Source organism: Xenorhabdus yunnanensis (genome assembly GCF_028598805.1).
GTDB lineage: Bacteria > Pseudomonadota > Gammaproteobacteria > Enterobacterales > Enterobacteriaceae > Xenorhabdus > Xenorhabdus yunnanensis.
The window spans coordinates 19466-43075 of sequence record NZ_JAQRFI010000032.1 but is presented as its reverse complement, the minus strand read 5'-3'; the positions used below and the strand labels follow the sequence as shown (position 1 = coordinate 43075).

Genomic DNA, 23610 nt, shown 5'->3' with positions numbered 1-23610 from the left:
ATCTTTAAATAAAAAGATCTTATTTTAAATAATGATGATCTCACACCTCTTGGTCTTAGGTCCAAACTTGAGTAGAATTCTCTCCCCAATGCATATGAAGCATTTTCACAATTGAAGGTTCACACATGTTTTATCCAGAGCACTTTGACGTCATCATTATCGGCGGGGGCCATGCCGGTACTGAAGCAGCGATGGCCTCCGCACGTATGGGGCGTCAAACCTTACTACTGACTCACAATATTGATACTTTGGGCCAGATGTCATGTAATCCAGCCATTGGTGGGATCGGTAAAGGGCATCTGGTAAAAGAGATCGATGCACTTGGTGGCCTAATGGCAAAAGCCACGGATCAAGCTGGGATTCAGTTTAGAACACTCAATGCCAGCAAAGGCCCTGCTGTTCGAGCAACACGCGCACAAGCGGATCGAGTTCTTTACCGACAAGCAGTAAGAACAGCATTGGAAAATCAACCTAACTTAATGATCTTCCAGCAGCCAGTTGAAGATCTCATTGTTGAAAATGATACCGTTACAGGTGTTGTTACTCGTATGGGATTGAAATTCAAAGCTAAATCTGTGGTTCTCACTGTAGGGACTTTCCTTGATGGAAAAATTCACATCGGATTGGAAAATTACAGTGGAGGGCGAGCAGGAGATCCTCCGGCGATCTCATTGTCTCATCGTTTACGTGAATTACCTTTGCGCGTAGCTCGCCTAAAAACAGGTACACCACCTCGCATTGATGCACGAACTATTGATTTTAGTCAGCTTGAACAGCAACTGGGCGATAATCCAACGCCAGTATTTTCATTCATGGGTAACATTGATCAACACCCACGGCAGATCCCGTGCTACATCACACATACCAACGAAAAAACCCATGAAGTGATCCGTAATAATTTGGATCGCAGTCCAATGTATGCAGGGATCATCGAAGGGATAGGCCCTCGCTATTGTCCTTCCATTGAAGACAAAGTTATGCGTTTTGCGGATCGTAACGCTCACCAGATCTTCTTGGAACCAGAGGGATTAACTAGTAACGAAGTCTATCCAAACGGAATTTCGACCAGTCTGCCATTTGATGTTCAGATGCAAATAGTTCATTCCATGAAAGGCATGGAAAATGCCCGCATCATTCGTCCTGGTTATGCGATCGAATACGATTTCTTTGATCCACGCGATTTAAAACAAACTCTGGAAAGTAAATTTATCCACGGTCTGTTCTTTGCTGGTCAAATCAATGGCACTACAGGATATGAAGAAGCTGCTGCACAAGGGTTACTGGCTGGCCTCAATGCTGCACGTTATGCCAATGGTGAAGAAGGTTGGTTCCCACGTCGTGATCAGGCTTATATTGGCGTATTGGTCGACGATCTATGTACGCTCGGTACTAAAGAGCCGTACCGCATGTTTACATCCCGTGCTGAATATCGCTTGATGCTGCGTGAAGATAATGCGGATCTTCGCCTGACTGAACAAGGTCGTAAACTTGGCTTGATTGATGATCTCCGTTGGGAATATTATTGCCGCAAAGTTGAAATGATCGAGCAGGAGCGCCAACGTCTGCGCAATATCTGGGTCCATCCTAATTCTGACAACCTAGCGGATATCAACCAAATGTTGAAAAAACCGTTATCAAAAGAAGCCAATGCTGAAGATCTGCTGCGTCGTCCTGAGATGAATTATGAATTACTGACTTCATTACCACGTTTTTCACCCGGACTGACAGAGCCTCAAGCTGCTGATCAGGTTGAAATTCAAGTGAAGTACGAAGGCTACATTGCTCGTCAGCAAGAAGAGATCGAAAAACAATTACGTAATGAAAACACAGCATTACCAGTTGATTTGGATTATCAACAAGTCAACGGGCTTTCCAATGAAGTTATTGCAAAACTGAATGATCATAAACCAAGTTCAATTGGTCAGGCTTCACGTATTTCAGGCATTACTCCAGCCGCAATTTCTATTTTGCTGGTATGGCTGAAAAAACAAGGTTTATTGCGTCGTAGCGCCTAAGGAGACAAATTTTGCTTAACAAATTGGAATCACTGCTGGCGAAAACGGATATTGAGTTATCACTGGAACAAAAACAGCAGCTTGTTGCCTACGTTGACATGCTGAATAAATGGAACAAAGCTTACAATCTGACATCTGTCCGAAATCCGGAAGAGATGTTAGTTCGGCATATTATGGATAGCATTGTTGTTAATCCATTCCTGCATGGAACGCGATTTATTGATGTGGGAACAGGTCCTGGCTTGCCAGGTGTCCCGCTGGCAATTGTACGTCCAGATTCCCATTTCACTTTGTTGGATAGTTTGGGAAAACGAGTTCGCTTTTTGCGTCAGGTTCAACATGAATTAGGTTTGACCAATATTGAGCCTGTACAGAGCCGGGTTGAAGAATTTATTCCTGAACCACCTTTTGATGGGGTGATTAGCCGAGCATTTGCTTCACTGCAAGACATGCTCTCGTGGTGTAGCCATCTTCCCCAACCACTTGAAGGACGTTTTTATGCCTTGAAAGGCGTATTACCGAAAGATGAATTGACCCAATTGCCTACGGGGATTGTGCTTGATACTGTCATTCCTCTCCGGATCACAGGATTGGATGAACAACGCCATCTGGTAATACTTAAATCAAACTAACTTTGCTGTTTGTCAATAAAAACTTAAATAATTAGTAATGCCAACCACATTTAAAATGTAACGGGCGTTACTAATTATCTCCTCCCATAGTTTCAGATTTATTTACTGATGGTTCACAGAAAACCAACGTTATTTTTATATTGGAAGAATTTATCTTTCTAAAGATCGTTATCGATTTTCTTTATAAATAAACTTTAGGGAAAGTAAGTAAAATAAACATCTAACCTTTTTTATCGATATACCAGATAAAACTTTATAGGTGTAATATTAATTAGTTGATTTTCAATAAAAAAACAAAATACTTCCAACATATGTTTAATGATAAATATAATTGATGAATTTTGTTTAGTGTGATGTGTATCACGTTTAGTTTTGAGGTTATATCATTAAGCATTGCAGAATATTAAATGGTATTTGTGAGCGATCTAGCACCAAAGTTAGAAATTTAAATAATAATTCACTTTTTCGCTACTTATGGATTGAATTCATTTTGGCTGCCCGTATAATTTGCACGTTTTTGTCACTTGACACTCTTAAGCAAAGCCAGTTTTATACAACATTCAGCAAAGCCTGATATGTGATGGCGTACCTCAGGGAGAAAACAAAAGTCATGTCTGTATCCCTTTACAGCGGTAGAATGGTACTGAAACTGTTATTTTTGCAGTTAATGACTTTTGTTATTCTCAGTGTGGCTTTTTGTACCAAAAGTATAGAGTGGGGCGCTTCTGCTTTTGTCGGTGGGCTGGCGTGTTGGCTACCAAATGCCATTTTTATGCTGCTTGGCCGCTTCCAAAAGACAAAGGAAAAAGGGGTTCCAGTACGTATTGCATGGTTTTTCGCGATTAGCGAAGGGATTAAGGTTATCATTGCGATAACCGTGCTGATAGTCGCTTTAGGAGTGTTCAAGGCGGCATTTGCACCACTTGGTGTGGCCTATTTAGCGGTGCTGATTGTGCAGCTCATCGCACCTGCCGTAATGAACGGTTAGCGTTTTTAACAACAAAAGGGTAAAAGCATCATGTCTGCATCAGGAGAAGTTTCAACTCCGGGAGATTACATAAGTCATCATCTGAGTCACCTTCAGTTGGACTTGCGTACCTTTGAGTTGGTCGATCCTCACAAGAGTCATGAGGCGACGTTCTGGACGTTGAACATTGACTCGCTTTTTTTCTCCATCGTATTAGGAATGTTGTTTCTATTTGTATTCAGAAGAGTCGCGGTTCGTGCCACTGATGGCGTGCCGGGGAAATTCCAGACTGCAATAGAAATGGTAATCGGTTTCGTTGATAACACTGTGCGTGATATGTATCACGGCAAGAGCAAAGTGATTGCCCCTCTGGCTTTGACTGTGTTCGTCTGGGTGTTACTAATGAACGCATTGGATTTGCTGCCAATCGATTTTATTCCTTTAATCGGTGAACACTTCTTCGGCTTGCCTGCTCTGCGTATTGTTCCAACAGCAGATGTCAGTGTCACCTTGTCGATGGCTTTGGGTGTCTTTGTCCTCATTCTGTTCTACAGCATTAAGATGAAAGGAATTCGTGGTTTTTCGAAGGAGCTGGCATTACAGCCTTTCAATCATCCATTGTTTATTCCAATTAACTTAATTCTGGAAGGGGTCAGCTTGCTGTCCAAACCTATATCACTCGGTCTGCGACTGTTTGGTAATATGTATGCTGGTGAGTTGATCTTTATTCTTATTGCGGCTCTTTTACCGTTTTGGTCACAGTGGTTACTTAGCCTGCCGTGGGCGATTTTCCACATACTGATTATTACGCTACAAGCCTTTATTTTTATGGTTCTGACGATTGTTTATCTGTCGATGGCATCTGAAGAGCATTAATTTTTATCAATCATTATGTTTTAACTAAAACAAACTGGAGATTGTCATGGAAATGCATATGGTATACATAGCTGCCGCTATTCTGATGGGTTTGGCGGCTATTGGTGCTGCGATCGGTATCGGCATACTTGGAGGTAAATTCCTGGAAGGTGCTGCTCGTCAACCTGATCTGATTCCTTTGCTGCGTACACAGTTCTTTATCGTTATGGGTCTGGTTGACGCCATCCCGATGATTGCTGTGGGTCTGGGCTTGTATATGATGTTCGCTACTGGCACTAAATAAAATAGCAGAACTGAAAATTACGCCGATTCATTAATTGAAATAGAGGTATTGTGCTGTGAATATTAACGCAACAATCCTCGGCCAGGCCATCGCGTTTGTCCTGTTTGTTTTGTTCTGCATGAAGTATGTATGGCCACCAATCATGGCGGCCATTGAAAAACGTCAGAAAGAGATTGCTGACGGTTTGGCTTCAGCAGAGCGTGCCAAAAAGAACCTGGACTTAGCGCAAGCCAATGCGTCCGACCAACTGAAAAAAGCGAAAGCTGATGCGCAAGTTATCATTGAGCTGGCTAATAAACAAAAAGCCCAAATCATTGATGACGCTAAAACAGAAGCTGAGCTGGAACGTAACAAAATTGTAGCGCAGGCTCACGCTGAAATTGAGGCTGAACGCAAACGCGCTCGTGAAGAGTTACGTAAACAGGTTGCGATGCTGGCTATCGCAGGTGCCGAGAAAATCATCGAACGTTCCGTGGATGAAGCTGCTAACAGCGACATCGTTGATAAACTGGTCGCTGAACTGTAAGGAGGGAGGGGCATGTCTGAATTTGCTACGGTAGCTCGCCCCTACGCCAAAGCAGCTTTTGACTTTGCTGTAGAACACCAATCTCTTGAACACTGGCAAAACATGCTGGCGTTCACAGCTGAAGTCACTTGCAATGAGCAGGTTGGTGAGCTGCTTTCCGGTTCATTGGCACCGGAAACGTTAGCCAAAACCTTCATCACCATTTGTGGTGAGCAGGTTGATGAGCATGCTCAGAACTTTATTCGTGTAATGGCAGAAAATGGTCGCTTGCTGGTACTGCCAGAAGTCTTCCAGCAATTTATCCAATTGCGTGCGTCACTTGAATCAACCATTGATGTTGAAGTGATTTCTGCGTCCGAACTGAATGAGCAACAGCAGGCTAAAATTTCTGCGGCGATGGAAAAACGTCTGTCACGCAAAGTGAAGCTGAATTGCAAAATTGACAAGTCTGTTATTGCCGGTGTGGTTATCCGCGCTGGTGACATGGTGATCGATGGCAGTATTCGTGGCCGTCTGGATCGTTTAACAGACGTCTTGCAGTCTTAAGGGGACTGGAGCATATGCAACTGAATTCCACCGAAATCAGCGAACTGATCAAACAGCGTATTGCTCAGTTCAATGTTGTGAGCGAAGCTCACAATGAAGGTACGATTGTTTCCGTTAACGACGGTATCATTCGTATTCACGGTTTAGCCGATGTTATGCAGGGTGAAATGATCTCTCTGCCTGGCAATCGTTACGCAATTGCACTGAACTTAGAGCGTGACTCTGTAGGTGCAGTTGTGATGGGTCCGTATGCTGACTTAGCTGAAGGCATGAAAGTCAAATGTACTGGCCGTATTTTAGAAGTACCTGTTGGTCGTGGTCTACTGGGTCGTGTTGTTAACACGCTGGGTGAACCAATCGACGGTAAGGGCGCTCTTGAAAATGATGGCTTCTCTCCTGTTGAAGTTATTGCACCGGGCGTTATCGATCGTCAATCTGTTGACCAGCCTGTCCAGACAGGTTACAAATCCGTTGATGCCATGATCCCAATTGGCCGCGGCCAGCGTGAATTGGTAATCGGTGACCGTCAGACGGGTAAAACCGCTCTGGCCATTGATGCGATCATCAACCAGCGTAATTCTGGTATCAAATGTATCTATGTTGCGATTGGTCAGAAAGCATCTACCATTGCTAACGTAGTTCGTAAACTGGAAGAGCACGGCGCACTGGAAAACACTATCGTTGTTGTTGCATCCGCTTCAGAATCTGCGGCGCTGCAATATCTGGCACCATACTCTGGTTGCGCGATGGGTGAATACTTCCGTGATCGCGGTGAAGATGCACTGATTGTTTACGATGACCTGTCTAAACAGGCTGTAGCATACCGTCAGGTTTCTCTGTTGCTGCGTCGTCCACCTGGACGTGAAGCATTCCCTGGTGATGTTTTCTATCTGCACTCCCGTTTGCTGGAGCGTGCAGCGCGTGTTAACGCTGAATACGTTGAAAAATTCACCAATGGCGAAGTGAAAGGTAAAACAGGTTCTCTGACTGCATTGCCAATCATTGAAACTCAGGCGGGTGACGTTTCTGCGTTCGTACCAACAAACGTTATCTCCATCACTGATGGTCAGATCTTCCTTGAATCTTCTCTGTTCAACGCAGGTATCCGTCCAGCGGTTAACCCAGGGATTTCCGTATCCCGTGTAGGTGGTGCTGCTCAGACTAAGATCATCAAGAAACTGTCTGGTGGTATTCGTACCGCTCTGGCTCAGTACCGTGAACTGGCGGCATTCTCCCAGTTTGCTTCTGATCTGGATGATGCAACCCGTAAGCAGTTGGATCATGGTCAGAAAGTAACTGAGCTGTTGAAACAGAAACAGTATCAGCCAATGTCCATTGCACAGCAGGCGCTGTCCCTGTTTGCTGCTGAGCGTGGTTATCTGGAAGATATCGAAATCGCGAAAGTGGTCAGTTTCGAAGCTGCGCTGTTGGCGTATGCTAGCCGTGAACATGCTGATCTTCTGAAAGAGATTGACCAGTCTGGTGATTACAATGGAGAGATTGAAGCTAAGCTGAAATCTCTGTTGGAATCCTTCAAGGCGACTCAGTCCTGGTAACACTATTCGGCCCAGTTTAATTGAACATGGGCCGTCTGGTTAATGAGGAGAAGCAGATATGGCCGGCGCAAAAGAGATACGTACCAAAATCGCCAGTGTGCAGAACACGCAAAAAATCACTAAAGCGATGGAAATGGTTGCCGCGTCCAAAATGCGTAAAACGCAGGATCGCATGGCGGCCAGTCGTCCTTATGCAGAAACCATTCGCAGTGTGATTGGACACCTTGCGTTAGGTAATCTGGAATACAAACATCCCTACCTTGAAGAACGCGAAGTAAAACGTGTTGGGTATGTGGTTGTTTCGACTGACCGTGGTTTGTGTGGCGGTTTGAACATTAACTTGTTCAAAAAATTGCTGATAGAAATGAAAGGCTGGTCTGATAAAAACGTCCAAGTTGATTTGGCGCTTGTTGGATCGAAAGCGGTTTCTTTCTTTTCTTCTGTTGGTGGCAACATTGTTGCCCAAGTAACAGGGATGGGAGATAACCCATCATTGTCCGAACTGATCGGGCCAGTCCACGTCATGATGCAAGCATATGACGAAGGACGTCTGGATAAACTGTATATAATGACAAACAAGTTCATGAATACAATGTCTCAGGTTCCGACGATCACTCAGTTATTGCCTCTGCCAGCCGGAGACGATGAAGCACTGAAGAAGACGTCCTGGGACTATCTGTATGAACCTGATCCTAAGGCGTTGTTGGATACCCTGCTGCGCCGCTATATAGAATCGCAAGTTTATCAGGGCGTCGTTGAAAACCTGGCTAGTGAACAGGCCGCACGAATGGTAGCGATGAAAGCCGCGACCGATAATGGTGGCAACCTGATCAAAGAGTTGCAGTTGGTTTACAACAAGGCTCGTCAGGCCAGTATCACTCAGGAACTCACCGAAATTGTTTCGGGTGCTTCTGCGGTTTAACAGCTAGGTTTACGAATTACGTAGAGGATTCAAGATGGCTACTGGAAAGATTATCCAGGTAATCGGCGCCGTAGTGGACGTCGAATTCCCTCAGGACAGCGTACCAAAAGTATACGATGCCCTTGAGGTTAAAAACGGTGAAGAAAAACTGGTGCTGGAAGTTCAGCAGCAGTTAGGTGGTGGTATTGTCCGTTGTATCGCAATGGGTACTTCCGATGGTCTGCGCCGTAATTTGGACGTGACTGATTTAGGACACCCAATTGAAGTACCAGTGGGTAAAGCAACACTGGGCCGTATCATGAACGTATTGGGCGATCCAATTGACATGAAAGGTGAGATTGGCGAAGAAGAGCGTTGGTCAATTCACCGTACAGCACCAACCTATGAAGAGCTGTCCAACTCGCAGGAACTGCTGGAAACCGGTATCAAAGTCATGGACTTGATTTGCCCATTCGCTAAGGGTGGTAAAGTAGGTCTGTTTGGTGGTGCGGGTGTAGGTAAAACCGTTAACATGATGGAGCTGATCCGTAACATCGCGATCGAGCACTCAGGTTACTCTGTATTTGCCGGTGTAGGTGAGCGTACCCGTGAAGGTAACGACTTCTATCATGAAATGACTGACTCAAACGTGCTGGATAAAGTATCTCTGGTATACGGTCAGATGAATGAGCCACCAGGAAACCGTCTGCGTGTTGCATTGACTGGTTTGACTATGGCGGAAAAATTCCGTGATGAAGGCCGCGACGTTCTGCTGTTCGTTGATAACATTTACCGTTATACCCTGGCAGGGACAGAAGTATCTGCACTATTGGGCCGTATGCCATCTGCGGTAGGTTATCAGCCAACGTTGGCGGAAGAGATGGGTGTTCTGCAAGAGCGTATCACCTCAACCCAAACTGGCTCTATCACCTCCGTACAGGCGGTTTACGTTCCTGCGGATGACTTGACTGACCCATCACCAGCGACAACCTTTGCCCACTTGGATGCAACGGTCGTATTGAGTCGTCAGATCGCATCTTTGGGTATTTATCCTGCGGTTGACCCACTGGATTCAACCAGCCGTCAGCTTGACCCACTGGTTGTTGGTCAGGAACACTATGACGTGGCTCGTGGCGTTCAGTCTATCCTGCAACGTTATCAGGAACTGAAAGACATCATCGCCATTCTGGGTATGGATGAACTGTCTGAAGACGACAAACTGGTTGTGGCACGTGCCCGTAAGATCCAGCGCTTCCTGTCTCAGCCATTCTTCGTTGCAGAAGTCTTCACTGGCTCTCCAGGTAAATTCGTTTCTCTGAAAGACACTATCCGTGGCTTCAAGGGCATCCTGGACGGTGATTATGACCATCTGCCAGAGCAGGCGTTCTACATGGTTGGTACCATCGACGAAGCTGTGGAAAAAGCGAAGAAGCTTTAATACGGCTGACGGGAGGTTTATATGGCTGCAATGACGTTCTCCCTGAACGTAGTCAGTGCTGAAAAACAGCTGTTTGAAGGACTGGTACAGAAAATTCAGGTGACAGGTAGTGAAGGTGAGTTGGGGATCTATCCTCAACACACACCACTGCTGACTGCCATAAAACCGGGCATGATACGTATTGTTAAGCAGTTTGGTGAAGAAGAGTTTATCTACCTGTCAGGTGGAATTCTTGAAGTACAGCCAAACGGCGTTATCGTACTGTCTGATACAGCGATCCGTGGTAAGGATTTGGACGAAGCTAAAGTGCTTGAAGCCAAGCGCAAGGCAGAAGAACACATCCGTAATTCTCACGGCGATGTTGATTATGCTCAGGCATCTGCTGAATTGTCGAAAGCGATCGCGAAACTTCGCGTTATCGAGATGACAAAAAAGATGATGTTATAATTATCCGATAGATTTCGAATTGCATCCAAATGAGTTGCAACTTGAAAAATGAAGGATATAGGCAGTTAGATAGAAAGCCAGTTGGTGAAAGCTAACTGGCTTTTTTGCATTGCGAAATATGTGGCAATTTATTTCGCAAACAGGTTTACTTTCATATTTAAAATTGGAATTGTCAGGTTTCTTATGTCTATTATTGCAAATAGTGTCAATTCAAATCGTGTCAGTACAAAAAGTGTCGTGATCCTTGCGGCAGGCAAGGGAACTCGCATGTATTCTACTCTTCCTAAAGTTCTGCACTTGCTGGCCGGGAAACCAATGGTTCAGCATGTTATTGACACAGCAATGGAGTTGGGTACTCAAAATGTTCATCTGGTTTATGGACATGGCGGTGATCTGATGAAACAAGCACTTTCCAACCAAAATCTGAACTGGGTATTGCAAGCTGAACAACTAGGTACTGGTCATGCCATGCAGCAAGCTGCCCCGCATTTTTCGGATGATGAAGATATTCTGATTCTTTACGGTGATGTGCCTTTGATTGCCAAAGATACTTTAGAGCGTTTGATTGAGGCTAAACCTGAGGGTGGAATTGGTTTATTAACTGCAATTCTGGATAATCCAACAGGCTATGGTCGTATCATTCGTGAAAATGGTGAAGTGACGGGCATTATCGAACAAAAAGATGCAACGGAAGAACAGCGTAAAATCAACGAAATCAACACTGGTATTTTGGTGGCGAATGGCAGTGATTTAAAACGTTGGTTATCCAAGTTGGAAAACAACAACGCACAAGGCGAATATTATCTGACTGATATTATTGCGCTTGCACACAAAGAAAGCCGTCAAATCAAGGCAGTACACCCAAGCCGTTTAAGTGAGATGGAAGGGGTCAACAATCGCCTTCAACTTTCCGCTTTGGAGCGCATTTACCAATCAGAACAAGCTGAAAAATTACTATTGGCTGGCGTCATGTTATTAGATCCGGCACGTTTTGATTTGCGCGGAACATTAGAACATGGTCGCGATGTGGTGATTGATACCAATGTCATTATCCAAGGTCATGTCACATTGGGAAATAATGTTGAGATTGGCTCAGGTTGTATCCTGAAAAATTGCGTAATTGGTGATGGTGCCGTCATTAGCCCTTACTCTGTCATTGAAGATTCTGAAATTGCTGCTGAGTGTACTATTGGGCCTTTTGCTCGTTTACGTCCTGGTTCCAAATTGGCGGAAAAAGCTCACGTTGGCAATTTCGTTGAAATGAAAAAATCTTCACTTGGCAAGGACTCTAAGGCAGGTCACCTGACTTATCTTGGTGATTCTGAAATTGGCAACAATGTGAATATTGGTGCCGGAACCATTACCTGCAACTATGATGGCGCCAATAAGTTTAAAACCATCATTGGTGATGATGTATTTGTTGGTTCTGATACCCAGCTTGTTGCACCAGTTACAGTAGCTAACGGGGCAACGATTGGCGCTGGAACTACCGTAACAAAAAACGTTGCTGAGAATGAGCTGGTTATCAGCCGCGTAAAACAAACTCATATTAAAAACTGGCAGCGTCCAGTAAAGAAAAAATAAATAAGGTATACCCATAAAAAAATCCCCAATAGATTTCAAGTTGCAGCGCGGCGGCAAGTGAACGAAGCCGACAAAGCAGCGGCTTGAAAGATGAAGGGGACAATCCCCATCTCTACAAAGCTCGGGGACGGCAAAGCCGGAACGCGATTTGCCGTAAGACAATCAGGTTGTGCGACATAAAAAGGGCGTTGATTAGCCCTGTTTTTAGGAATAAAACCCATGTGTGGAATTGTTGGTGCAGTAGCACAACGAGATATTGCAGAAATACTGATCGAAGGTCTTCGTCGCCTGGAGTACCGTGGTTATGATTCTGCGGGTATGGCTGTCGTTGACAGTGAAAACCGCATGACCCGCCTGCGTGAAGTGGGTAAAGTGCAGATGCTGGCTGATGAAGCCGACAAACAGCCAGTCATTGGCGGAACGGGGATTGCTCATACTCGTTGGGCGACTCACGGTGAACCAAACGAACGCAATGCCCATCCGCATGTTTCTGAACATATTGCGGTTGTGCATAACGGCATAATTGAAAACCACGAAGAACTGCGCGAAGAATTAAAAGCGCGTGGTTACACCTTCTCTTCTGATACAGATACTGAAACCATTGCCCATCTTGTTCATTGGGAACAGCAACAAGGCGGATCACTGCTGGAAATTATTCAGCGTGTTATTCCACAATTGCGTGGCGCTTATGGCACCGTAATTATGGATAGCCGTCAACCTGATGTGTTGGTAGCAGCACGTTCTGGCAGCCCATTGGTGATTGGCTTGGGTATGGGAGAAAATTTCTTTGCATCTGACCAATTAGCGTTACTGCCAGTGACCCGTCGTTTTATCTATCTGGAAGAAGGTGACATCGCAGAAATCACTCGCCGTACCGTTCGCATCTTTGATGTACAAGGCCAAGCGGTTGAGCGCGAGCAAATTGAATCCAACGTTCAGTACGATGCAGGTGACAAAGGTGTATATCGTCACTACATGCAGAAAGAAATTTACGAACAGCCAATGGCGATCAAGAGCACATTGGAAGGCCGTTTAAGCAACGGTCAGGTCAATCTGTCAGAACTGGGCGCTAATGCTGCGGAATTACTGTCTCAAGTTGAGCATATCCAAATTGTTGCTTGCGGTACTTCCTACAATGCGGGAATGGTTTCGCGCTACTGGTTCGAATCGTTGGCAGGCATTCCATGTGATGTTGAAATCGCCTCGGAATTCCGTTACCGCAAGCCTGCACGTCGTAAAGGAAGCCTGCTGATCACCCTGTCCCAGTCGGGTGAAACGGCTGATACCTTGGCTGCGCTGCGTTTATCCAAAGAATTGGGCTACCTGACTTCGTTGACCATCTGCAACGTGGCTGGTTCCTCTCTGGTACGCGAATCAGAATTTGCCCTGATGACAAAAGCCGGTGCAGAAATCGGCGTGGCATCCACTAAAGCCTTTACCACCCAGCTAACAGTATTATTAATGCTGGTGGCTTATATGGGACGCCTGAAAGATGATAATGCAGCATTGGAACAAGACATTGTTCATGCCTTGCATGCCCTACCAAGCCGTATTGAAAGCATGTTGTCGAAAGACAAAATCATTGAGTCACTGGCAGAAGACTTCTCCGAAAAACATCATGCGCTGTTCCTTGGTCGAGGCGATCAATACCCGATCGCAGTGGAAGGTGCACTGAAACTGAAAGAGATCTCCTACATTCATGCAGAAGCCTACGCGGCGGGTGAATTGAAGCACGGCCCTCTGGCATTGATCGACGCGGATATGCCAGTGATCATCGTTGCACCAAACAACGAACTGCTGGAAAAACTGAAATCCAACATCGAAGAAGTTCGCGCCCGCGGCGGCTTGCTGTATGTCTTCGCAGATCAGGATGCCGGTTTCACCAACAGCGAAAACATGAAGATCATCTCCCTGCCACACGTAGAAGAGTTGATCGCCCCGATCTTCTATACCGTGCCACTGCAATTGCTCTCTTACCACGTTGCGTTGATCAAAGGTACAGATGTGGATCAACCACGTAATTTGGCGAAATCGGTGACGGTGGAGTGATCACGTAATACACGCGTAAATCAAAACTAAATGCTTTCTTAATCCGGTTATGCATAAGCAGGCCGGATTTTTCATTCGTGCAGCGCATTGCTGTTAATGAGCTAAAAAACTTTACCGTAACGCTACCATCGTTGGCGAAACAGAAAGCGATGGGGGGAATGTACCTGGCCGTGCGAGAAAAGCGCTATTACCAGCAACGCTTGGCGGTGCTATACGAACAACAAATCCTGAGCTAACTCAGTGATATGATTTAACCCAAATGTTGCGGTGTCGTGACGAACAGAAACAACAGGAAGAACTATGTCTCCCCAAATTGAAGTGCAAAATTTAAGTGAACTGCAAAGCCGCCTGTGGAATATCGCCGATACCCTGCGTGGTAAAATGAATGCCGATGAATTTCGCGATTACTGCTTAGGCTTCATCTTCTACAAATATCTCTCTGAAAAATTTGTTACATATGCGAACAATATCCTTGCTGAAGACGGAATTCAGTACAACGAACTCACGGTAGAACATCCGGCGTATCAGGATATCGTAGAAGCGGTAAAAGAAGACAGCATCCAGACGTTGGGTTATTTCCTGCCACCCACAGACCTGTTCCACACCATGGCGGAACGCGTCGCCAAAGATCCGAAAGGCGCTGGTACCGGTTTTATTCTTGAAGATCTGGCGACCACGCTGCGCAATATTGAACAAAGCACGCTGGGTACTGATTCTGCCGATGACTTCAGCAACCTGTTTGAAGATCTTGATTTAGGTTCCAGTAAACTGGGTAGTACTGCAGAAGCGAAAAACGAGTTGATCGGCAAAGTAATCACCGAACTAGATAAGCTGAGTTTTAACCTGAGTGAAGCCAGTTCCGATATCTTGGGCGATGCCTATGAATATCTGATTGGTCAGTTTGCCAGTGGTGCAGGTAAAAAAGCCGGGGAGTTTTATACCCCACAGCCTGTTTCGACTTTGCTGGCGAAAATCGTCACTACCTATAAGCTGAAACTAAAAAACGTATATGACCCAACTTGCGGTTCTGGTTCATTGCTGCTGCGCGTAAAACGTGAAGCCTCATCGGTGGGTAAAATCTACGGTCAGGAGATGAACCGCACCACCTACAACTTAGCGCGAATGAATATGATCCTGCATGGCGTTCACTATGCGGATTTTGAAATTGTTCAAGAAGACACGCTGGAACATCCGCAGCATATGCACCTGAAGTTTGATGCAATTGTGGCTAATCCGCCGTTTTCTGCCAAGTGGAGCGCCAGCTCGTTGTTTATGAACGATGACCGCTTTGCTCAATACGGCAAACTGGCCCCGTCCAGCAAGGCAGATATGGCGTTTGTACAACATATGCTCCACCATCTGGAAGATGACGGCACCATGGCGGTGGTTTTGCCGCACGGCGTATTGTTCCGTGGCGCGGCGGAAGGTCATATCCGTCAGTTTATGATCGAAAAACTGAACTGCATTGATGCGGTGATCGGCCTGCCTGCCAATATTTTCTACGGTACCAGTATCCCAACCTGCGTGCTGGTACTGCGCAAATGCCGTAAGCATAACGACAGCATTCTATTTATCGATGCCAGCAATGACTTCGAGAAGGTGAAAACTCAGAACCGCCTGCTACCGGAGCATATCGACAAAATTGCTGACACCTATAATGACTGGAAGGCGGTCGAGAAATACAGCCATATCGCAACGCTGGAAGAGGTCCATAATAACGATTACAACCTCAATATCCCGCGCTATGTCGATACCTTTGAAGCGGAAGAGGAAATCGATCTGAATGCCGTGGCGAAGGAAATTTGCGAGCTGGAAGGAAAAGTAGCGGAGATTGATAAGACCATTGCTGGGTTTTGTAAGGAACTAGAGATTGGGACACCGTTTACGCTGATTGAGGGAAATAAGTGATGGTGCCGAAGTTGCGATTTAAATCATACAAAGATAAATGGAACTTGGATTATCTTAAAAAGTTAATCGTGTCTCTTGATGCTGGAGTTTCTGTTAATTCGCTTGATGAATCACCTGATGAAAATGAGTTTTCCATCCTTAAAACAAGTTGCGTGTCACTTGGCTATTTTAATGATATGGAAAGGAAGAAAGTAATAGCAGATGAAGAAGTTGCAAGATTAAAAGAAAGATTGATTAGCGATAGTATATTAATCAGCAGAATGAATACTCCATTATTAGTGGGAGCGAACGCATACATAAATAGTGCTCCAAAAAATACTTTTGTACCTGATCGTTTATGGCAAGTTAAGATAAATAAAGATGTTTGTAATATGCAATGGTTAGCATGCTTTCTGAGTTCAGATAAAGGAAGGTCATTACTAAGAGAGCAGGCTTCAGGTACAAGTAATAGCATGAAGAACATTACAAAAAACGATGTTTTTCAAATTGAAATCTGTTATCCAAGTAAAGAAGAACAAACCAAAATCGCCGATTTTCTGTCCTCTGTAGACAAAAAACTCATGCTGCTAAACAAGCAATACGATCTGTTGTGCCAGTATAAAAAAGGCATGATGCAGAAGATTTTTAGTCAGGAGTTACGGTTTAAGGATGAGAATGGGGAGGCTTTTCCAGAGTGGAAATTTATTAATGCTGGGAAAATTTTCAAGAATAGTAGTAATAAAAAACACAATGGTGATTTACCTGTTTTAGCTGTTACTCAAGAGAATGGTGTAGTAAAAAGAGATGATATAAACATTGATATCAAAAGTAGTCAGTCCAGTATAAACTCATACAAAATAATTGAAAAAGGTGACTTTGTAATTAGTTTGCGCTCATTCCAAGGTGGAATAGAATACTCATTCATAAAAGGCATCTGTAGTCCAGCATATACTATTCTAAAAAACATAAAGCCAATAGTTGGTGATTTTTATAGATTCTATTTGAAAAAAGAAAGCTTTATTGAAGAGCTTAGTCAAACTGTTGTTGGAATACGTGATGGAAAACAAATCAGTTACCAAGCTTTTGCGACTTTATCCTTACCGTCCCCCTGCTTAACTGAACAAGAAAAGATCGCTAATGTTCTCTCTGCTATTGACTGCAAAATCACCTCCAAAAAAGCAGAACTAGACAAATTAAAAACCTGGAAGCAAGGTTTACTCCAGCAAATGTTCGTCTAAATATCCTCTAACCCGGCTAGAACCGGGTCTGCACTTACAAAATAAGGCACTACAACTAATGGCAACGCAAAGCGAATACGAGTTAGAAACGCAATTGGTGGATCAACTGGTAGGCATGCACTACGAACTGGTTAACGTCACTGACGAAGCCAGTATGAAAGCCAACCTGAAAAAGCAGATTGAAATCCATAACCGATTAGAAGCTGCGCCGCTCAGTGACAGCGAATTTAAACGTGTTTTCCTGCATCTGACCAAAGGTAACGAGGTAATCGATCGCGCCAAAACCCTGCGCGATCGCTACCAACTGTTGCGTGATGACGGTACAGAGAAATGGCTCAGTTTTATTAATAAAGAAGAGTGGTGCCAGAATGAGTTTCAGGTCACGCGTCAGGTAAAACAGTTTAATGCCGAGCAGAACAGCCGCAAAACCCGCTTTGACGTTACATTACTGATTAATGGCTTACCGCTGGTTCAGATCGAGCTTAAACGCCGTGGACTGGGGCTAAAAGAAGCGTTTAACCAGATCGACCGCTACCATCGCGATGCTTTCTGGGTCGGCAGCGGTCTATTCCAGTATGTGCAGATCTTTATCATCAGTAACGGCGTAGATACCAAATACTACGCTAATAATCGTGCCAACCATTTCGAGCAGACCTTCTTCTGGACGGATGAAAAAAACGAGCCGATTAAATCGCTGGAGAAGTTTGCCGAAGCGTTTCTGAAAGTATGCCATATTGCCAAAATGATCACCCACTATACAGTGCTGAACGAAACCCGTAAGTGCTTGATGGTGATGCGCCCGTATCAGTTTTACGCCTGCGAAGCGATGATCCGCCATGTGAAAGAAAGCCTGCACATTCAAGAAAAACCGCGCAACGGTTATATCTGGCATACCACCGGCTCCGGCAAAACGCTTACCTCTTTTAAGGCCAGTCAAGTGATTATGTCGATGCCAGAAGTGGATCGGGTAATTTTTGTTGTCGATCGCCGCGATCTCGACTATCAGACGGCCAGAGAATTTAATGCCTTTGCCAAAGACAGTGTGGATACTACCAATAACACCAGCACGCTGATTAAGCACCTGAAGGCCACCAGCAGCAAACTAACGCTAACCACCATTCAAAAGCTGAACAATGTTATCACTCACGAAGGCTATAAAGCACAATTGGAACACCTGCGCAAAGAGCGCATCGTGTTTATCTTTGACGAATGCCACCGCAGTCAATTTGGCGACACCCATAAAGCAATTGTGAGTTTCTTTGAAAATGCGCAGCTATTCGGTTTCACTGGCACGCCAATTTTTGCCGATAACGTCAATATCACTAACGGTATCAAACAGACCACTGAAATGCTGTTTGACAAATGCCTGCACAAATATGTGATTATCGATGCGATACGCGACGAAAACGTACTGCGCTTTTCAGTTGAGTATGTTGGTACCTACAAACGCAAAGCGAGTAGCAATGAAATCGATATTGATGTGGAAGATATCGATACCAAAGAGGTGATGGAAAGCGAGATCAGACTGGGGAAAATCACCGACTATATTCTGGCACACCACAGCGCTAAGACCCGTAACCGCGAATTTACCGCCATGTTCTGCGTCGGGTCAGTGGATATGCTGATCACTTACTACAAACTGTTTAAAGAAAAACAGGCCACACTTTCAGCAGCTGATCCGGCATACAAGCCATTGAAGATTGCTTCCATCTTTACCTATACCGCTAATGAAGCGGATAAAAGCGATAAAGAAGCGGTTAACGGTTTACTGGATGAAGAAGATATCAGCCTGCCACAAGGAAGCAAAATTGATATCTCCAGTCGTGATCATCTGGATAGTTTTATTGCGGATTATAACGCTCTGTACGGTACCAGCTACTCAGCAAATGACTCACAGAGTTTTTATAACTACTACAAAGACATTGCCAAACGCACCAAAGAGAAAGGTATTGATATTCTTTTGGTTGTGAATATGTTCCTTACTGGTTTTGATAGCCCGGCACTGAACACATTGTATGTGGACAAAAACCTGCGTTTCCACGGATTGGTACAAGCGTTCTCTCGTACTAACCGAATCCTTAACGAGAAGAAAAGTCACGGAAATATCGTCTGTTTCCGCAACCTGAAAAAAGCGACGGATGATGCTATTGCACTGTTCTCCAATAAAAATGCATCTTCTGTTGTACTGCTAAAGCCATTTGAAGAATACCTGAGCGAGTATCAGGCTTCTATTGATTATTTGTTGACCTTAACCCCAACAGTGGAAAGTGTGGACAATCTACCGGATGAACATGCCCAATTGGTATTTGTTAATGCATTCCGAGATGTGATGCGCCTGAAGAATATCCTCGAAAGCTTTGCTGATTTTGATGATGTGAGTAAACCATTTTCTGACCAAACTCTGGCTGACTACACCAGTAAATATCTCGATATTTACGACAAAGTAAAAAAGCACTCCGGTAAAGAGAAAGTATCCATTCTGGATGAGGTGGATTTCGAAGTTTCCCTGCTCCTTCGTGATGAAATTAATGTCGGTTATATCCTCAAATTACTGGCAAATATTCAGTCAATGTCGCCAAAAGAGCAGCAGAAACAGAAGAAAAAAGTTATGGAAGCTATTGATAGCGATGTGACGTTGCGTAGTAAACGTGAACTGATTGATAACTTTATCGAACAAAATCTTCTACGTGTAGCGCATGATGAAGATATCACCCAGGTGTTTGAAACTTATGTCACGCAGGAAAAAAACAAAGCGATCTCTGCGCTATGCATTGAAGAGCGGCTGGATTCTATCAAGTTGAATGAATTACTGGATAATTACTTGTTCACCAATGTGATGCCGCGTGAGGACGAGGTTGCTGCAACGCTGACTTGGACACCGAAGATTCTGGAGCGTCAGACCGTTCTGGCACGTGTGTATAATCGGGTACGCAGCGTGATTGATACGTTTATTAACGGGTTGAGTGGATTCTGACAACGAGATGCCTGTTTTGAGCAGAACATAACTCTAAGTGCTTTGGAAACAGTGTGCAACCTTTCTTTCTCGGGCGATATTGTTGCAAGCTTAGCGAGCCTTGGAATAGTTGACAGTGTCCGCAAGCATCCTGATTTTAAAACTAAATATAAAGACAACCCTGACCCAGATACCCGAGATTTAGCTTTTGAAAAGATATTGAAGGAAATTATGCTGCAACGTCGAAAAAATGAGTTGGAGCTTTACAAACTGTTTGCAAACGCCCCTGCCTTTAAGGTTTCTTGGATTGAAAGTATGCAACGAATAATTGAAGAGGAAGATATATATATTGATATTTTTATATTAAATACAAGTTGTTAGAGGGTTTCAAACAGCTCTAAGCCGACAACCAGACGGCGGTTAAACCAGCAAATAGACGCCACTCAATTGTTAAACTTTCATCTTATATGTACGGCTTACAGCCGTACATAATTGCATCTGGCTCCACTAAATGCTATCTTCCATCAGTACAATATATATAAGAAATCTATTCCTACACACGAGTAAGAAATGGTAATAATCAAACAACAGGAGTGACCTAGAATGGCAACGATATCAGTGGAAAAAACACTCAAGGCGGCTAAAAATGCCCGTGTAGAGTTAAAAACCAGCACCGAACTAAAAGAAATCTTACGTCAGGCCGCGCAGGTTGCCGGTGTTGATTTAAGTGCTTTTATCTTGAATGCGGCTTTCGAACGAGCTGAAGAAGTTCTGGAAAACCAAAAACGTCGTGAGTTAGATGAAGAAAACTGGCGTACCTTGAATGTACTGATTGCTGAACCCGCATCTCCAACACTTGCTTTATGTGCTTTGATGAGAAAGAACAAAGATGGAAAAGCTACTAAATGAAATCATGGTTGAATACATTTGTGTGAACTATCAGAGTGATATGACATACTCGGGTCAAAAAGCCTTTGATTGTGGCAATCATGTTATTAATCGTTACGTTCGCAATAGTCTTAAGAGCAACGTCGCCAATGGAAATTGTGTTGCCAAAGTCCTAATTGACACCAAAATGGGTGAATTACTTGGAGTCTGTAGTTTTACTGGCTATTCACTGGCAAAATCTCGGCTCAGTGGCGTATTAAGTGGCTCGATGCCAAGTGACCTTTCTGTCGTTCGTTTGGTGATGCTGGGAGTATCAGTTAAACATCAAAAGAAAGGATATGGTCATATTTTAATGAGGGAATTTTTAGAACATGCCATTAAAGTTCATAATGTGATGCCAATTAAGGGAATATTTTTGGATGCTGATCCTGATGCTGTTGCATTTTACACACTTCTCGGATTTGTTGAATTGGGAATTCCTGTATCCAATGGAACAACTCCCATGTTTTTAAAAATTCAGGATTTATTGGCAGCTATAAAGTAACAGCTATTCATTTTTTGAATAACTAAATTTAGATGAACTTTTCTTCCCGCCTTAACCGAGCTCATGAAATTCGGCAATTTTTTTATCCATTCCCCTTATTTATCATTCCTTCGGTTGATTTTTATTGGGATCGTAGCGTCGAGATAGACGCTGTTTTCAATTCGGCGGAATGTTGGCGATCCGATGGTTTTAGTTTCACATTTCATTTTTATGTCATAAGAGTGTCAGTATTTATTGTGATGTATCAGGGATTCTTTACTACGCTTAAACAGTAAGTTGCTGCGATTAAGGCAATGATTTAACTGTGTAACGAAGAATATGAACCACGAGCATGAGTTTTGCTCAGTTGGCAATAAATGGAATTCCTCTGATGACAATTGAAAAAATCACCCTGGACTACCCTGAATCCAAGAGTACAAATATCACTCAAGAAAATATCGATCAACTTAAACAGCTTTTCCCTGAGGTATTTTCTGAAGGAAAAATCGATTTTGATGCCTTAAAAGCTGTACTTGGTGAAGTCGTTGATGACTCAGATGAGCGCTATAACTTCACCTGGCATGGTAAAACCCGCGCGCGTCAAATTGCCCAAACTCTATCAACAGGTACGCTACGTCCATGCAAGGAAGAGAGTGTTAATTGGGATACTACCGAAAACCTGTTTATTGAAGGCGACAACCTTGAAGTGCTTAAGTTGCTTCAAAAGTCTTATCACAAGAAAGTTAAGATGATCTATATCGATCCTCCTTACAATACGGGTAAGGATTTTGTTTATAAAGATAATTTCTATGACAACATAAGAAATTATCAGGTATTAACGGGACAAGTAAATAATCAAGGTAAGCCTTTTAGCACTAATTCTGACACATCTGGTCGGTATCATACAGATTGGCTAAATATGCTTTACCCCAGATTGAAATTGGCCAGAAATTTATTATCTGATGATGGAATTATATTTATATCTATAGATGAACATGAAGTTGTTAATTTGTCCAGTTTGTGCAATGAAATATTTGGTGAAGATAATTTTATTGAAAGATTTATTTGGAAGAGTGGAAGAACTTCAGCATCAACTTTTACCAGAGAACATGAATATATCTTGGCATATGCAAAAGATATATCTCAATTACCTCATATTATTTATAAAGGAGATGATAGCTTAATTTCTGATCGTGCAATAAAAAAGGTGAGCGTTAAAAACCCTGCGTCAGAAATAACATTCCCTGCCGGAGTCAAGTTTTTAGGTGAAAATAAAACGTTTCCATCAGTATTTGGAGATAAAGAAGTCGTTGAAGTTATTTCAGGTGTATTTGAATGTAAGAATGGAGCCTTAGCTAGCGAAGTCACTCTAAAAGCGGGTTGGACAATGAAGAGCCAAATCGAAAATTGGCTATCAGGAAATGATACTTTTGACTCTAAAGGACAGCAGGTTGTTGAGTTCTTCTTCAAACCTAATGGTGTTCTTCAGTATGTTAAAAAGCGAGGCACCGAACATCCAAAAACAATAATAACAGATTTTACAACGAAGCAAGGAAGTAAAGAGGTTGAAGCCCTTCTCTGTTCATCTGTTTTTGATTATCCAAAGCCGACAGGCTTAATTGAACACTTAATGAAGGTCACGGATAGTGAAGATATAATTCTTGACTTTTTTGCTGGAAGTGGTTCTACAGGTCATGCTGTGTTAAAACAAAATAAGAAAGATGGCGGTAGAAGAAAGTTTATATTGGTTCAATTGCCTGAGTCTATCTCAAAAAATGCGGGTGCAACAGAGTATTGTACTAAGGAGTTAATACCCGAATTGATTTCCAGAATTTCCCTAAAAAGAATAAAAAATGCCATTTTAGAAGAAGATAAAACCCAAGGTGTTAAGTTTTTCAAATTAGATCAAACAAATATTCACGCTTGGGATGCTGACTTTGAAAGCTTAGAACCTGCTCTGCAACTGGCTGCTAAATCTATCAAAGATGACCGCACTCCTGAAGATGTGCTTTACGAGATCTTGTTGAAATATGGTTTAGAGCTGACCGAACAAGTGGAAGAAACTACAGTCGAGGGCAAGAGAGTATTTGTTGTTGGTGCAGGTGCCTTAATGGTTTGCTTGGACGATGGCATCACGGAACAGGTGGTTAAGGGTATAGCCAAACTGAAAGAAAAACTCAATCCAGAAAGTACTCAAGTCGTTTTTAAAGACCAAGGCTTTGCAGACAGCGTAGTGAAGACCAACGCGATTCAGATCCTGAAGCAGTATGGTATCGACGATGTGAAGAGCATTTAAGGTGG

The 23610-nt window shown here is 43.6% G+C and carries 21 protein-coding genes; all 21 read left to right on the top strand.

Annotation, left to right across the window (positions count from 1 at the left end; genetic code table 11):
- The first annotated feature begins 125 nt into the window (after positions 1 to 125).
- Complete coding sequence (gene mnmG, locus PSI23_RS13720; RefSeq protein WP_273555616.1) at positions 126 to 2015, top strand: tRNA uridine-5-carboxymethylaminomethyl(34) synthesis enzyme MnmG; 1890 nt, start codon at positions 126 to 128, stop codon at positions 2013 to 2015.
- An 11-nt stretch (positions 2016 to 2026) separates the two neighbouring features.
- On the top strand, positions 2027 to 2647 hold the full coding sequence (rsmG, locus tag PSI23_RS13715) for a 16S rRNA (guanine(527)-N(7))-methyltransferase RsmG (protein ID WP_273555615.1): 621 nt from the start codon (positions 2027 to 2029) through the stop codon (positions 2645 to 2647).
- 610 nt (positions 2648 to 3257) lie between these two features.
- A complete protein-coding gene (atpI, locus tag PSI23_RS13710) occupies positions 3258 to 3635 on the top strand; it encodes a F0F1 ATP synthase subunit I (RefSeq protein ID WP_273555614.1) in 378 nt (125 codons plus the stop codon).
- Between the two features lie 30 nt (positions 3636 to 3665).
- Positions 3666 to 4490, top strand: coding sequence for a F0F1 ATP synthase subunit A (gene atpB, locus PSI23_RS13705; protein WP_273555613.1), 825 nt, complete (start codon positions 3666 to 3668; stop codon positions 4488 to 4490).
- Positions 4491 to 4548: 58 nt separating this feature from the next.
- Entirely contained in the window at positions 4549 to 4773 is a 225-nt protein-coding gene (gene atpE / locus PSI23_RS13700; RefSeq protein ID WP_370688885.1) for a F0F1 ATP synthase subunit C, read from the top strand.
- A 55-nt stretch (positions 4774 to 4828) separates the two neighbouring features.
- Positions 4829 to 5299, top strand: a complete 471-nt coding sequence (gene atpF, locus PSI23_RS13695; protein WP_273555611.1) for a F0F1 ATP synthase subunit B — start codon at positions 4829 to 4831, stop codon at positions 5297 to 5299.
- A 12-nt stretch (positions 5300 to 5311) separates the two neighbouring features.
- Positions 5312 to 5845 (top strand): F0F1 ATP synthase subunit delta, encoded by a 534-nt coding sequence (gene atpH, locus PSI23_RS13690; RefSeq protein WP_086109482.1) that lies wholly within the window; start codon positions 5312 to 5314, stop codon positions 5843 to 5845.
- A 14-nt stretch (positions 5846 to 5859) separates the two neighbouring features.
- Positions 5860 to 7401, top strand: coding sequence for a F0F1 ATP synthase subunit alpha (gene atpA / locus PSI23_RS13685; RefSeq protein WP_273555610.1), 1542 nt, complete (start codon positions 5860 to 5862; stop codon positions 7399 to 7401).
- A gap of 58 nt (positions 7402 to 7459) precedes the next feature.
- Positions 7460 to 8323: a F0F1 ATP synthase subunit gamma gene (gene atpG, locus PSI23_RS13680; protein ID WP_273555609.1), complete on the top strand. Its 864-nt coding sequence runs from the start codon at positions 7460 to 7462 to the stop codon at positions 8321 to 8323.
- A 34-nt stretch (positions 8324 to 8357) separates the two neighbouring features.
- Entirely contained in the window at positions 8358 to 9740 is a 1383-nt protein-coding gene (gene atpD / locus PSI23_RS13675; protein ID WP_198688923.1) for a F0F1 ATP synthase subunit beta, read from the top strand.
- Between the two features lie 21 nt (positions 9741 to 9761).
- On the top strand, positions 9762 to 10187 hold the full coding sequence (locus tag PSI23_RS13670) for a F0F1 ATP synthase subunit epsilon (RefSeq protein ID WP_086109486.1): 426 nt from the start codon (positions 9762 to 9764) through the stop codon (positions 10185 to 10187).
- A gap of 183 nt (positions 10188 to 10370) precedes the next feature.
- Positions 10371 to 11771, top strand: coding sequence for a bifunctional UDP-N-acetylglucosamine diphosphorylase/glucosamine-1-phosphate N-acetyltransferase GlmU (glmU, locus tag PSI23_RS13665; RefSeq protein WP_273555608.1), 1401 nt, complete (start codon positions 10371 to 10373; stop codon positions 11769 to 11771).
- 219 nt (positions 11772 to 11990) lie between these two features.
- Positions 11991 to 13820: a glutamine--fructose-6-phosphate transaminase (isomerizing) gene (gene glmS, locus PSI23_RS13660; protein ID WP_273555607.1), complete on the top strand. Its 1830-nt coding sequence runs from the start codon at positions 11991 to 11993 to the stop codon at positions 13818 to 13820.
- Positions 13821 to 13897: 77 nt separating this feature from the next.
- Positions 13898 to 14056 (top strand): hypothetical protein, encoded by a 159-nt coding sequence (locus PSI23_RS13655; RefSeq protein WP_273555606.1) that lies wholly within the window; start codon positions 13898 to 13900, stop codon positions 14054 to 14056.
- A gap of 64 nt (positions 14057 to 14120) precedes the next feature.
- Entirely contained in the window at positions 14121 to 15728 is a 1608-nt protein-coding gene (locus tag PSI23_RS13650) for a type I restriction-modification system subunit M (protein ID WP_273555605.1), read from the top strand.
- Complete coding sequence (locus PSI23_RS13645) at positions 15728 to 16945, top strand: restriction endonuclease subunit S (protein WP_273555604.1); 1218 nt, start codon at positions 15728 to 15730, stop codon at positions 16943 to 16945. The genes PSI23_RS13650 and PSI23_RS13645 overlap by 1 nt, the downstream gene beginning before the upstream one ends.
- A gap of 58 nt (positions 16946 to 17003) precedes the next feature.
- On the top strand, positions 17004 to 19919 hold the full coding sequence (locus PSI23_RS13640; protein WP_273555603.1) for a type I restriction endonuclease subunit R: 2916 nt from the start codon (positions 17004 to 17006) through the stop codon (positions 19917 to 19919).
- Positions 19920 to 19961: 42 nt separating this feature from the next.
- A complete protein-coding gene (locus PSI23_RS13635; RefSeq protein WP_273555602.1) occupies positions 19962 to 20279 on the top strand; it encodes a hypothetical protein in 318 nt (105 codons plus the stop codon).
- Between the two features lie 222 nt (positions 20280 to 20501).
- Complete coding sequence (locus PSI23_RS13630) at positions 20502 to 20807, top strand: type II toxin-antitoxin system TacA family antitoxin (RefSeq protein ID WP_273547552.1); 306 nt, start codon at positions 20502 to 20504, stop codon at positions 20805 to 20807.
- Complete coding sequence (locus PSI23_RS13625; RefSeq protein ID WP_273555601.1) at positions 20788 to 21330, top strand: GNAT family N-acetyltransferase; 543 nt, start codon at positions 20788 to 20790, stop codon at positions 21328 to 21330. Before PSI23_RS13630 ends, PSI23_RS13625 begins: the two co-directional genes overlap by 20 nt.
- Before the next feature lie 370 nt (positions 21331 to 21700).
- The gene (locus PSI23_RS13620) at positions 21701 to 23605 is read left to right on the top strand and encodes a site-specific DNA-methyltransferase (protein ID WP_273555600.1); all 1905 of its coding nucleotides are present in this window, start codon (positions 21701 to 21703) and stop codon (positions 23603 to 23605) included.
- The last annotated feature ends 5 nt before the right edge of the window (positions 23606 to 23610 follow it).

Coding starts and splice junctions, on each gene's coding strand:
- PSI23_RS13630 (WP_273547552.1), top strand. CDS start 20,502: ATGGCAACGATATCAGTGGAAAAAACACTCAAGGCGGCTAAAAATGCC.
- PSI23_RS13645 (WP_273555604.1), top strand. CDS start 15,728: ATGGTGCCGAAGTTGCGATTTAAATCATACAAAGATAAATGGAACTTG.
- PSI23_RS13650 (WP_273555605.1), top strand. CDS start 14,121: ATGTCTCCCCAAATTGAAGTGCAAAATTTAAGTGAACTGCAAAGCCGC.
- atpA (WP_273555610.1), top strand. CDS start 5,860: ATGCAACTGAATTCCACCGAAATCAGCGAACTGATCAAACAGCGTATT.
- PSI23_RS13620 (WP_273555600.1), top strand. CDS start 21,701: ATGACAATTGAAAAAATCACCCTGGACTACCCTGAATCCAAGAGTACA.
- glmU (WP_273555608.1), top strand. CDS start 10,371: ATGTCTATTATTGCAAATAGTGTCAATTCAAATCGTGTCAGTACAAAA.
- mnmG (WP_273555616.1), top strand. CDS start 126: ATGTTTTATCCAGAGCACTTTGACGTCATCATTATCGGCGGGGGCCAT.
- atpB (WP_273555613.1), top strand. CDS start 3,666: ATGTCTGCATCAGGAGAAGTTTCAACTCCGGGAGATTACATAAGTCAT.
- PSI23_RS13670 (WP_086109486.1), top strand. CDS start 9,762: ATGGCTGCAATGACGTTCTCCCTGAACGTAGTCAGTGCTGAAAAACAG.
- glmS (WP_273555607.1), top strand. CDS start 11,991: ATGTGTGGAATTGTTGGTGCAGTAGCACAACGAGATATTGCAGAAATA.
- atpG (WP_273555609.1), top strand. CDS start 7,460: ATGGCCGGCGCAAAAGAGATACGTACCAAAATCGCCAGTGTGCAGAAC.
- PSI23_RS13640 (WP_273555603.1), top strand. CDS start 17,004: ATGGCAACGCAAAGCGAATACGAGTTAGAAACGCAATTGGTGGATCAA.
- atpE (WP_370688885.1), top strand. CDS start 4,549: ATGGTATACATAGCTGCCGCTATTCTGATGGGTTTGGCGGCTATTGGT.
- PSI23_RS13625 (WP_273555601.1), top strand. CDS start 20,788: ATGGAAAAGCTACTAAATGAAATCATGGTTGAATACATTTGTGTGAAC.
- atpD (WP_198688923.1), top strand. CDS start 8,358: ATGGCTACTGGAAAGATTATCCAGGTAATCGGCGCCGTAGTGGACGTC.
- atpI (WP_273555614.1), top strand. CDS start 3,258: ATGTCTGTATCCCTTTACAGCGGTAGAATGGTACTGAAACTGTTATTT.
- atpH (WP_086109482.1), top strand. CDS start 5,312: ATGTCTGAATTTGCTACGGTAGCTCGCCCCTACGCCAAAGCAGCTTTT.